At 63.1% G+C, this 10756-nt stretch carries 7 protein-coding genes; 1 reads left to right on the top strand and 6 read right to left on the bottom strand.

Translation table 11 applies throughout. The annotated features are described in order from the left end of the window. Positions 1 to 205: 205 nt before the first annotated feature. From gyrA to dnaA, 6 genes are all read right to left on the bottom strand, one after another. Positions 206 to 2806, bottom strand: a complete 2601-nt coding sequence (gene gyrA / locus GNZ21_RS03415; protein WP_229659415.1) for a DNA gyrase subunit A — start codon at positions 2804 to 2806, stop codon at positions 206 to 208. Positions 2807 to 2918: 112 nt separating this feature from the next. Continuing rightward, positions 2919 to 5003 (bottom strand): DNA topoisomerase (ATP-hydrolyzing) subunit B, encoded by a 2085-nt coding sequence (gene gyrB, locus GNZ21_RS03410; protein WP_188503508.1) that lies wholly within the window; start codon positions 5001 to 5003, stop codon positions 2919 to 2921. 161 nt (positions 5004 to 5164) lie between these two features. Continuing rightward, complete coding sequence (locus GNZ21_RS03405; RefSeq protein ID WP_157321332.1) at positions 5165 to 5722, bottom strand: DciA family protein; 558 nt, start codon at positions 5720 to 5722, stop codon at positions 5165 to 5167. Continuing rightward, complete coding sequence (gene recF / locus GNZ21_RS03400) at positions 5715 to 6929, bottom strand: DNA replication/repair protein RecF (RefSeq protein WP_188503509.1); 1215 nt, start codon at positions 6927 to 6929, stop codon at positions 5715 to 5717. The genes GNZ21_RS03405 and recF overlap by 8 nt, the downstream gene beginning before the upstream one ends. A 22-nt stretch (positions 6930 to 6951) precedes the next feature. Continuing rightward, positions 6952 to 8079, bottom strand: coding sequence for a DNA polymerase III subunit beta (gene dnaN / locus GNZ21_RS03395; protein WP_188503510.1), 1128 nt, complete (start codon positions 8077 to 8079; stop codon positions 6952 to 6954). Positions 8080 to 8619: 540 nt separating this feature from the next. Next, positions 8620 to 10140 (bottom strand): chromosomal replication initiator protein DnaA, encoded by a 1521-nt coding sequence (dnaA, locus tag GNZ21_RS03390; protein ID WP_157321350.1) that lies wholly within the window; start codon positions 10138 to 10140, stop codon positions 8620 to 8622. Between the two features lie 378 nt (positions 10141 to 10518). Between dnaA and rpmH the strand changes: the two genes are divergently transcribed. Further along, positions 10519 to 10656, top strand: a complete 138-nt coding sequence (gene rpmH, locus GNZ21_RS03385; RefSeq protein WP_188503512.1) for a 50S ribosomal protein L34 — start codon at positions 10519 to 10521, stop codon at positions 10654 to 10656. Positions 10657 to 10756 lie beyond the last annotated feature (100 nt).

The following is a 10756-nucleotide window of genomic DNA, read 5'->3' as shown; positions in this document are numbered from 1 at the left end:
TACCGGACTGCGGCTCGGTGGCGATCTCCTCTTTGATCGCCGGCATATTCGTCAGCGTGGCGCCACGGGGTCGCGGGGCAGGGAAGCGCCGCTTGGCCTCGGATGAGCTGTTCTGGCTCTCCTGACCATCATTGCTTTCGCTCACTGGAGACCTCCATGGGCATGAAAAGGCGTGTGCATCGAGAGTCCACGGTACTGCATCCGGCTATTTCTCACTCTCAGAATCCTGAACCTCAGGTTCAGACATTGCCGCATCGTTATCAGCCCCTGGTGTGGCCGACGACGCCCCCTCGCCTTCGGCTGCCCCCTCGGAAACTTCCGCGGCGCCCTCACCGGCGGCTACCAGTGCCGCGCCCGAGGCGGAGGTCACCTTGAGGATGGCATCCTTCTTGCGCGGTTTGGCGAAGATCACACCCATGGTGTCGCGGCCGCGCGGGGGAACCCCGGAGACTGCGGAGCGGACCACATTGCCGGAGTTCATCACCACCAGCACCTCGTCGTTCTCCTCAACCACCATGGCGCCCACCAGGTTGCCGCGGTCCTCAACGAACTTGCCGACCTTGATGCCCAGACCACCCCGACCCTGCACCCGGTACTCATCCACATGGGTGCGTTTGGCGTAACCGCCCTCGGTCACGATGAAGACATAGGAGTCCTCAGTGACCACATCAGCGGTCAGCAGCTCATCATCCTCGCGGAACTTCATACCGGTCACCCCGGAGGTGGCGCGGCCCATCGGGCGCAGTGACTCGTCGCTGGCAGTGAAGCGCAGCGACTGTCCCTTGCGGGAGACCAGCATCAGATCATCCTCAGCGGAGATCAGCTTGGCCGAGACCAGCTCATCGTCCTCCCGCAGGTTGATCGCGATCACCCCGGCCTGCCGGGGTGAGTCGTAGTCGGTGAGCTTAGTCTTCTTCACCAGACCACCCTTGGTGGCAAGCACCAGGTAGTCGGCGGCGTCGTAGTCTCTCAGTGCCAGTACCCCGGCGATGTGCTCATCGGGCTGGAAGGCCACCAGATTGGCTACATGCTGGCCCTTGGAGTCACGCCCGGCCTCCATGAGCTCGTAACACTTGGTGCGGTAGACCCGGCCCAGGTTGGTGAAGAACAGGATCCAGTGGTGGGTGGTGGTGACGAAGAAGTGCTCCACCACATCGTCGGCGCGCAGCTGGGCGCCGCGGACGCCCTTGCCGCCGCGGTTCTGTGCCCGGAAATTGTCAATCTTGGTGCGCTTGACATAGCCGTCGCGGGTAATGGAGACGACTACGTCCTCCTCGGGGATGAGATCCTCCATGGACATATCCCCGTCGTAGCCGCGCAGAATGTGGGTGCGCCGGTCATCGCCGAACTTCTCCACGATGGTGCCCAGCTCATCGCCGACGATCTGGCGCTGCCGGTCCTCGGAGGCCAGGATCTCCTTGAAGTCCGCGATCATTCGCTGCAGCTCGTCGTACTCGTCCTGCAGCTTCTGACGCTCCAGGCCCACCAGCCGGCGCAGCTGCATGTCCACAATGGCGGTGGCCTGCTCGTCATCGATGTCCAGCAGCTGCTTCAGGCCCTCACGGGCCTCGTCCACGCTGGCCGAACCCCGGATGGTCTCGATCACCCGGTCGATGTCATCGAGGGCTTTGAGCAGCCCGATCTTGATATGGGCCTCAGCCTCAGCCTTGGTCAGCCGGAACTGGGTGCGCCGGACGATCACATCGATCTGGTGCATCACCCAGTGGTGCACAAAGGCATCCAGGCTCAGAGTGCGCGGGACCCCGTCCACCAGGGCGAGCATATTGGCGGAGAAGTTCTCCTGCAGCTGGGTGTGCTTATACAGGTTGTTCAGCACCACTTTGGCCACAGCATCGCGGCGCAGTACGATCACCAGCCGCTGACCGGTGCGTCCGGAGGACTCATCACGGATCTCGGCGATTCCGCCAATCTTGCCGTCCTTGACCAGCAGTGCGATCTTGCGGGCCAGGGCGTCAGGGTTCACGTGATAGGGCAACTCGGTGACCACCAGGCAGGTGCGGTTCTGGATCTCCTCCACGTTGACCACTGCGCGCATGGTGATCGAGCCGCGGCCGGTGCGGTAGGCCTCCTCGATCCCCTGAGTGCCCAGGATCTGGGCACCGGTGGGGAAATCGGGTCCCTGCACCCGCTGCAGCAGGGCCTCCAGCAACTCCTCGCGGCTGGCCTGGGGGTTCTCCAGGTACCACTGGACGCCGGAGGCGACCTCACGCAGGTTGTGCGGGGGGATATTGGTGGCCATGCCCACGGCGATGCCGGAGGAGCCGTTGACCAGCAGGTTAGGGAATCGAGCCGGCAGGACCACCGGCTCCTGCTGCTTGCCGTCGTAGTTGTCCTGGAAATCAACGGTGTTCTCATTGATGTCCCGGACCATCTCCATGGCCAGCGGTGCCATTTTGGTCTCGGTGTACCGGGGTGCGGCGGGCCCGTCATCGCCTGGGTTGCCGAAGTTGCCCTGGCCGGCGGCCAGCGGGTAGCGCATCACCCAGTCCTGGATGAGGCGGGCCAGGGCATCGTAGATGGCGCTGTCGCCGTGCGGGTGGAACTGGCCCATCACATCGCCGACCACGCGGGAGCACTTGTTGAAGCTGCGATCGGGCCGGTACCCGCCGTCATACATCGCATAGAGCACCCGCCGGTGCACCGGCTTGAGCCCATCGCGCACATCAGGCAGTGCCCGGCCCACGATCACTGCCATCGCATAGTCCAGATAGGACCGCTTCATCTCGGTCTGCAGGTCAACCTGGTTGATCCGGTCGACCTCAGCACCGGCCAGCGGGGCGGGGATCTGACCGGTGTCCGAGTTCTCTGGGGGGTGCTCGCTCACTTGCGCTACTTCCTTCGCGGTGTTCTCAGATGTAGGTACGACGGCGCCTGCTCACCTGCAGCAGACCGGCTCATCAGATGTCGAGGAACCTGACGTCTTTGGCGTTCTGCTGGATGAAGCTGCGGCGGGACTCCACGTCCTCGCCCATCAGGATGGAGAAGATCTCATCGGCGGCAGCCGCATCCTCCATGGAGACCTGCAGCAGGGTACGGTTGGCCGGGTCCATAGTGGTTTCCCACAGCTCGGAGTAGTCCATCTCGCCCAGACCCTTATAGCGCTGGATGCCCTGCTCCCTGGGCAGTTTGCGCCCGGTGGAGCGGCCCTTGGTGAGCACCTCATCGCGCTCAGCATCGGTGAAGACGTAGTCGGGGTCCCCGTTGGACCATTTGATCTTGTACAGCGGGGGCTGGGCCAGGAACACGTAGCCGTGCTCGATCAGTGGGCGCATATAGCGGAAGAGCAGGGTCAGCATCAGGGTGGTGATGTGCTGGCCGTCCACGTCCGCATCTGCCATCAGCACGATCTTGTGGTAACGCAGCTTGGTGATGTCGAACTCCTCGCCGATGCCGGTGCCGAAGGCGGTGATCATCGACTGGACCTCGTTATTGGACAGGGCCTTGTCCAGGCGGGCACGCTCCACGTTGAGGATCTTGCCGCGCAGGGGCAGGATGGCCTGGGTCCTGGGATCGCGGCCGCGTTTGGCCGAACCACCCGCGGAGTCTCCCTCCACCAGATAGATCTCGGAGATGGAGGGGTCCTTGGAGGAGCAGTCGGCCAGCTTGCCGGGCATTCCGAAGGTCTCCAGAGGGGATTTGCGACGAGCCTGCTCCCTGGCCTTGCGCGCGGCCAGCCGGGCCTGGGCGGCGGACTGGGCCTTGCGGATGATGTCTTTGGCCGGGCCGGGGTTGCGCTCCAGCCAATCGCCGAGGTGCTCGTGCACCACGCCCTGGACGAACCCACGTGCCTCGGAGTTGCCCAGCTTGGTCTTGGTCTGGCCCTCGAACTGCGGCTCGGAGAGCTTCACCGAGATCACCGCGGTGAGACCTTCGCGGATGTCCTCGCCGGTGAGGTTCTCCTCCTTGTCCCGGAGGTAGTTCTTCTCGCGGGCGTACCGGTTGATCAGGGCAGTCATCGCCGAACGGAAGCCCTCCTCATGGGTGCCGCCCTCATGGGTGTTGATGGTGTTCGCGTAGGTGTGCACGGACTCTGAGTAGGTCAGGGTCCACTGCATGGCCAGCTCAGCGCTGATTCCTCGGTCAGTATCCTCTGCTTCAAAGGCGATGACGTCCTCGTGGACATGCTCAGCCCGTTTGGCGGAGTTGAGGTGCTTGACGTAGTCCAACAGTCCGTCGTCGTACTGGTAGACGACCACTCGGCCCTTAGGCGATTCGACCAGGGCCTGCTCATGCTCGCCGGGCTCGGCCGGTGGCGGTTCCTCGCCCTCCGGAACCTGTGCTGCCGCCTCGTCGTGCTGTTCTGCGATCTCATCCTCGACCACCACATTGGCCTCGAGGTCACGCTCATCGCGCAGGGTGATCCGCAGTCCCTTGTTGAGGAAGGCCATCTGCTGGAACCGGGCACGCAGAGTCTCAAAGCTGAACTCGACCGAATCGAAGATCTCCGGGTCCGGGTAGAACACTTGGGTGGTGCCGGTCTGGTCGGTCTCCGCACCCCGGGTGAGGGGTTTGACCGTCTTGCCGCCCTCGGCGAAGCCGATGCTCCACTCGTGCCCCTGGCGGCGGATGGTGGTCTCCACCTTCCGGGAGAGCGCGTTGACCACGGAGATGCCCACCCCGTGGAGGCCGCCGGAGACCTGATAGCCGCCGCCGCCGAATTTGCCGCCGGCGTGCAGCACGGTCATCACCACCTCTACAGTGGGCATTCCCTCCGTGGGGTGCATATCGACTGGGATGCCTCGGCCATCATCCTCCACTCGGACCCCGCCGTCTTCCTGCAGGGTGACCAGGATGTGCGAGCAGTAGCCGGCCAGCGCCTCATCGACTGAGTTGTCCACCACCTCATAGACCAGGTGGTGCAGTCCCCGCTCACCGGTGGAGCCGATGTACATTCCTGGGCGCTTCCGCACCGCCTCGAGGCCTTCAAGAACGGTAATGTCAGAGGCGCCGTAGTTGCCGTGCGCAGAGTCCTGTTCAGTCACCCAGTCATTCTACCGTGAACACCCGGTATTTCCGCATTTCTGAGCGGGTTTCGGCCCTCAGATATGTCCCAGGAGACCAGGAACCGCCGCTGGGAGCGATCCGCACACCTGCACATGGGGCTGTGATCGTCTCAGGGCCCCTCCGCCCGGCATATCGCCTGCTAGCCGTAGGTGTCTCGGGGACCGCGGCCGCCGCGGACGGTGTAGCGGCCCTTTTTCCAACTGGGGGCTGATGGTCCCCGGATCTCGATCTCGGTGACAATGCCTTTGCCCAGCTCGCGTTCAAAGACATCCATCAGCTGGGGCTTCATCAGCTTCAGGTTGGTGGCCCAGGCCGTGGAGTCGCAGACCACCGTCACCACACCGTCCTCGAAGTGCTCCGGTCGGCAATGCTCAGCAATGCTGCTGCCCACCAGCTGATCCCAGCGGCTGACCACTGAGCCCACCGCTACGGGGGCGCTCCAACCGCGGCTGCGCACCAGGGTCTTCAGGGCCTCGCCCAGCGGCTTGGGATCCCGCAAGTCCGCACGCGGGGTGCGAGACCGGCGTTGCTGGACGGACTGCTCATCCTGGGCGTCCAGGGTAGCGGCCCGTGGATCAGAGGTCAGCGAGGTGCTTCTGGGGGGCCGGCGCATCCGCCGCTCACCGCGCTCCTCGGCAGCTTTGCGGTACCGGTTGAACAGCGCAGTGGCAGCATCAAAGGGCTGGTCCTCAGTCATTCTGGACCTCCCCTGCTCTGAGCTTCACCGCGGTGCTGATCTGGTCAGCAGACTCCACCCGGTAGGCGTTGCTGAGGAGGGTCTCGGGGACGTCGTCGTCCACTGCTGCGGTGACGATCAGCTGTTCGGCTCCGGTGGCCAGGTCGGCAAGCCGACGGCGGCGGCGGGCATCCAGTTCGGCAAAGACGTCGTCGAGGATGAGGATGGGCTCAGCGCCGGGTTCGGGGTCGTCATCGAGCATCACCCGGTAGCTGGCCAAGCGCAGCCCCAGGGCATAGGACCAGGTCTCCCCGTGTGAGGCGTAGCCCTTCACCGGAGTGGTGTCCAGGCTGAAGTGAATGTCATCGCGGTGCGGTCCGATCAGGGTAAGCCCCCGTTCGCGCTCACGTCTGCGCACCGCTTGCAGTCCCTGGTGCAGCTGCTCAGCCAGCTGCTCGGTTGTGGCCTCCTCCAGTGCGGTGCTCTCCGGCAGTGCCTCCGCCGGTGCCGCCTGCTCTTCATCGTGGCCATCAAGAGAGGACAGATACCTCATAGTCGCAGTGCGCACTGAGTGGCTGATGTCCTGGTACCCCTGGCTGAGCTGGGGCCGCAGGGCCAGCACCATGTCCAGCCTGGCCCGCAGCAGCCTGGCCCCGGTCTGCGACAGCTGGGCGTCCCATACCTCCAGAGTGGATTCATGTGTGGGGGTAAACCCCTCATGCCGGATGGACTTCAGCAGCGCATTGCGCTGCCGCAGCACCTTCTCATAATCCTGGCGCAGCTGACCCAGGGCAGGCCGCAGTTGGACGGCAAGAGTGTCGAAGAACCGGCGCCGCACGCCAGGGGAGCCCTTAACCAGTTCCAGGTCTTCAGGCGCGAAGAGCACGCTGCGCAGCGTTCCCAGGATCTGTTGGGCCGGCACGGCTGAGCCGCGGTTGATTCGGGCTCGGTTCGCCCTGCCGGGATTGATCTCCACCTCAAGAAATGCGGTGCGCCCCCCACGGTGGGCCTCCGCACGGATGAAGGCTTGATCCTCGCCGTGTCTGATCAGCGGGGTGTCCTGTGGTACCCGGTGTGAGGACAGACTGGAGAGATAGCCGATGGCTTCGGCGATATTGGTCTTGCCCACTCCGTTGAAGCCCAACAGCACGTTGGGACCGGGCTCAAGGGTGAGTTCAGTATCCGCGTAGCTGCGGAAGTTCTGGAGTCTCAGGCGGGAGAGCCGCACAGGCGCTGCTCCTGGAGGATGGCTATTGGCTGATCAGCCGGACCGGCATCAGCAGATACCGGAAGTCTGTGGAGTTCTCGCCCTCAGCCTCCGGCTGGCCGGTGATCATGGCAGGTTTGGGTGCGGAGACGAAGCTGAATCGGAGGTATTCGGTGTCAAAGACACCCAGCCCCTCGTTCAGATAGGCCGGGTTGAAGCCGACGGTGATCGGCTCCCCGCTCAGCTGTGCAGCCACGACCTCTGAGGCCGAGGCATTGTCATCGACCCCGGCATCCAGTGTGACCTGGTTGTTCTCAGCGAACTGCAGACGAACATGTCCATTGCGCTCAGCCACCAGGGAGACACGGCGGGCTGCTTCGATGAGCTCAGCGGTGTTGACCACCGCGTGGATCGGCGTCTCCTCGGGAAAGAGCTGGCGGATCTTGGGGTAGTCGCCGTCCACCAGAGTACTTGTGGTGCGGCGGCCTCCGGAGGAGAAGCCGACCAGGGCGTCGTCGTCCGAAATAGCAATCGAGAGGTCACCGCTGCCGGCCAGGGACTTGGCCACCTCATTGAGGGTTTTGGCTTTGATCTGCAGTGAGGTGGAGATGCTGGGGTCGGCGGGCCGCCAGGTGATCTCACGCATCGCCAGCCGGTAGCGGTCGGTGGCGAAGAAGGTGATGGTTTCGCCTTCGATCTCCAGCTTCACCGCGGTGAGCAGCGGGAGGGTGTCATCACGGGCTGCTGCAGAAATCACCTGGGAGACAGCACGGGAGAACTCACTGCCGTCCACCACACCGGCCACATGAGGCTGAGCCGGCAGATCCGGGTACTCATCCACAGGCATAGTGGTCAGCGTGAAGGTGGAGGAGCGGCAGACCACCACAACTTTGTTCTCCTCCAGAGAGAGCGTAACCGGAGCATTGGGCAGTGACTTCACGATGTCGTTGAGCAGCCTGCCGGAGACCAGCACCGTCCCCTGGTCTGAGACATCAGCGTCGATCTGCAGCTGAGCGGAGACCTCATAGTCAAAGCTGGAGATGGTTACCTGCTGGGATTCCGCTGTGATGAGCAGCCCGGAGAGCACCGGTGCTGGGGGCCGGGGGGACAATGCACGGGCAGCCCAGGACACCGCCTCTGACAAAATGTCGCGGTCAACGGTGAACTGCACGGTGGAACTCCCTCATCGTGTCAAGTATTCGGCCAGGTGTGTCTGAGGGATGAGCTTACCGTGTTCCCCAGATATGCCGAAAGCCTGGTCTTCAACCACAACATCTTGGGTTCGGCGCGTGATCTGTTGCTTATCAGGGGATTAATGGATTTAAGGACAAGAAGTGGTAGTAACGGGTGTGGATTCTGTGGATAACTGGCTGCTTGCGGCTGATCGGCGCGATCTGCCTGTGGGGTATCAGGTGGGGAACGCTCCCTGGGGCTGTGAACTACACGGGGAGGATTTTCCGCGCATAAATGCGGCTCTCCCCAGGACGGAGGGTGTTATGCACAGGGTCGGGGCCTCCTCTCCCCAGAATTTGCACGAGGTTATCCACAGGTGTGGGGAGTGGTCTCCCCGAACTGCACCATTGCCTGTGGATATGTGAGGAAAACTGTGGAGACAGCGAATGTCAACTCCCCGGAGACCCGCTCATCGCGCGAAACTACATCAGTGCAAGATGTGTACGACGCCGCCCTCCACACCTGTTTGCCCAGAGGCTCAGCGGCCCTGTTTGATCTTGTTGGTCAGTTCGGTGACCTGGTTGAACACGGCTCGGCGCTCCGCCATCAGCTCGCGGATCTTCCGTTCGGCATAGATCACGGTGGTATGGTCCCGGCCGCCCAGTTCCTGTCCGATCTTCGGCAGGGACATCTCGGTCAGCTCACGCAGCAGGTACATGGCGATCTGCCGGGCGGTGACCAGATTGCGGCTGCGTGACTTGGACATCAGATCCTCCACGCTGAAGCTGTAGTAGTCAGCGGTGGCGTTGATGATCTGCTGGGCGGTGATCTCCTTGGCGTGATCATCGGAGATCAGATCGCGCATCACCTGTTCAGCCAGCGAGAGATCAACCTCCTGCTTGTTCAACGCTGCATAGGCGGTGACTCGGATCAGAGCACCTTCAAGCTCACGGATATTGGTGGAGATCTTGGAGCCGATGTACTCCAGCACGTCATCGGGGCAGCTGAAGTTTTCCGCATTGGCCTTCTTGCGCAGGATCGCAATCCGGGTCTCCAAGTCTGGCGGCTGGATATCAGTGATCAGCCCCCATTCGAAGCGGGAGCGCAGGCGTTCCTCGAACCCGGAAAGCTGTTTGGGCGGCTCATCGGAGGTGATGACCACCTGTTTATTGTTGTTGTAGAGGGTGTTGAACGTATGGAAGAACTCCTCCACCGTGCGTTCCTTATCAGCCAGGAACTGGATATCGTCCAGCAGCAGGATGTCCACATTGCGGTAGAGGTGCTTGAAGCTGGCACCTTCGTCATCGCGGATGGAGTTGATGAAGTCGTTGGTGAACTCCTCGGAGTTCACATACCGCACTCGGATGCCGGAGTACAGCCGCTGGGCGTAGTGGCCGATGGCGTGCAGCAGGTGGGTCTTGCCCAGCCCGGAGTCACCATAGATGAACAACGGGTTATAGGCCTTGGCGGGAGCCTCAGCCACAGCATTGGCTGCAGCATGGGCAAAGCGGTTCGAGGAGCCGATCACAAAAGTGTCAAAGGTGTAGCGGGGGTTCAGGCGGGAGGTCTCCGCCAGTCCGGCCCCGGGCTGGGCGGCACTGGCCTCGGAATAGCCTGGGCGGGTCCGGATCTGCTCCCGGCTGAGCCGGGACTCGAAGCTGCTGGGTTCTTGGGGAGTCTCCGCAGGCAGGGGCGGTGCTGCGGCAGGAGAACCCATACTCTGCTCGGCGGTGTTCGCGCTGTAGGCACTCGGCGCTGAGCTGTGGGTTCGGCTGGGGGGCGGTGCAGCACTGGGGGTCTGCGATGCGGCAGCCTCGTCCCGGTCCTTCTGCGCGCGGGCCAGTTCGGGATCGATCACATAGGCACAGAGAATGTCCTTGCCGAATACTGTGCGCAGGGCCTGGGAGAGTTCGGTCTGCAGAGTGGAGTGCAGCAGCTGCCGCACCCGTTCATGGGGTACCGCCAGCAGCAGGGTGTCCCCGATGAGCTGATCCGACTGTGGCACCGCACGGGCCACATCGGCTAGTTTCAGCCCGGTGATCCCGTGATGCTCACGCAGCTCGGTAAGTACCTGCTGCCACTTTGCAGAGACGGAGGCCGGAGGGCCTGGTGGGGTGGGTGCGGAGGTTTCGGAGTCGGCGGACACGCGGTTCTCTCAAGCGGTAGGTCGGTGGTCTCGGTCAGGGCGTGGGCCCAGTATTCCACAGGTCTGAGGAAAACGGACGGCTGAATGAATCGGCGGTGCTGAGGCGGCTGGGGACTGCAACTGTGGAAAACTTTGGAGTTTCACACAGGGTTATGCACAGTGTCGGGTGCACGGGAATTTGACCCGGACGTGGTAGTGGGACTACCGTTGACCAGTCGCAAATGGGCCTGACGCGTACCTGCGCGCCTAAATGGCAGTTCAGACTTTGACCATCACCTTTGGGAGTACACAGTGAGCAAGCGGACTTTTCAGCCGAGCAACCGCCGTCGCAGCCGCAAGCACGGGTTCCGTTCCCGGATGCGCACCCGCGCCGGCCGTTCCATCATCGCCTCGCGCCGCAGCGCCGGGCGCAAGAAGCTGTCTGCCTGAGGCAGCTGCTTCAGCACAGCGCACGTCAGGGCCCGCAGTCTCAGAGGACTGTGGGCCCTACCTGTCTGTGCAGCCAGCCGGCAGCAGTAGGCTGCTGACC

Origin of the sequence: Nesterenkonia alkaliphila (genome assembly GCF_009758175.1) — a bacterium.
GTDB classification, from domain to species: domain Bacteria; phylum Actinomycetota; class Actinomycetes; order Actinomycetales; family Micrococcaceae; genus Nesterenkonia; species Nesterenkonia alkaliphila.
Note: the sequence above shows the minus strand (reverse complement) of the source record. Positions and strands in the feature narration are given on the sequence as shown.